Origin of the sequence: Protofrankia sp. Cr1, assembly GCF_963555865.1 — a bacterium.
GTDB lineage: Bacteria > Actinomycetota > Actinomycetes > Frankiales > Frankiaceae > Protofrankia.
Window position 1 is genome coordinate 1779 of sequence record NZ_CAUVXO010000642.1, and the last position, 1251, is coordinate 3029.

The following is a 1251-nucleotide window of genomic DNA, read 5'->3' on the forward strand; positions in this document are numbered from 1 at the left end:
GGTGATGGTGGGCCGGGCTGGTGTGGATCGTGGCGGCGGCCAGTCGGGGGACGTGACGCAGCAGGTGTGCCTCGGCGGCGTGGGCGATGTCGTGGGCGTCCACCAGTGAGAGCTGTGGATCGACCGTCACGTCGACTTCCGCGCGTAGCGCATGGCCGATCCAGCGGATCCGAAGCTCGCGGACCGCGCGGATGCCCGGGGTGTGGGTCAACGTCGCGGTGGCCTCGGCGACCAGGGCCGGGTCGACCGCGTCCATCAGCCGGGCCGTCACTACCCGGGCCGCGTTGCGTAGCACCCCGAGAATGACCACGGTGATCGCCAGTCCGACGGCCGGGTCCGCCCATCGCCATCCCAGTGCGACACCGCCGGCGCCGGCCAGGACCGCGAGGCTGGTGAACCCGTCGGTGCGGGCGTGTAGTCCGTCGGCGACCAGTGCCGCCGACCCGATCCGCCGGCCGATGCGGATCCGGTAGCGGGCCACCAGTTCGTTGCCGGCGAAGCCGACCAGGCCGGCGGCGGCGACGGCGCCGAGGTGGCTGACCGGGCGGGGGTGCGCCAGCCGGTTGATCGCCTCGAAGGCGGCGAGCCCACTGGACAGCGCAATCATGACGAGGATGGCGATACCGGCGAGGTCCTCTGCCCGGCCGTAGCCGTAGGTGAACCGGCTGCTCGGTGGGCGCCGGGCCAGCGTGAAGGCGATCAGCAGCGGGAGCGCGGTCGCCGCGTCCGCGACGTTGTGCAGGGTGTCGCCCAGCAAGGCCACCGACCCTGACATGGCCACCACGATCGCCTGGACGGTGGCGGTCAGTCCGAGACCCGCGAGGCTCGCGAGCAACGCCCGCCGGCCGGCGGCGTCGGCCTCCACCGCGTCGTCGATCTGGTCGGCTGTGTCATGGCTGTGCCCGCCCGCCGCCTGCGAGAGAGCGTGCCGCAGTCGCGGGCCGATTCCACGGAGCTGCGCCCGATCGCGGTGCAGGTGGCCGTCGGAGCGATGGCCGTGACCATCGCCGACGTGCGCGTGATCGCCCGCGCCGGGGTCATGCCGGTGGTCGGTGCTCATCGGCCGACGATAACCGGAAACGATCATTGCGGTCGGTTTGCAGGTGCGCCCGGTCTGCTGCTGCCCGTCCTGGCCATCGGCGCATCCTGGTCTCCTGCCACACCCGTGCAGACCGCCGCCAGGCCGTGGATCGCCCGGACAGAAGCCTCAAAACAGGCGGCCGGCTCTTAGAGAGCGACCGGCAATAGGGG

At 72.3% G+C, this 1251-nt stretch carries 1 protein-coding gene; it reads right to left on the reverse strand.

Going from position 1 to position 1251, the window contains the following annotated elements:
- Window positions 1–1060, reverse strand: a 1060-nt coding sequence (locus U9980_RS27250) for a cation diffusion facilitator family transporter (RefSeq protein WP_322770550.1), incomplete at its 3' end; no start/stop codon positions are given.
- Between the last annotated feature and the right edge of the window lie 191 nt (window positions 1061–1251).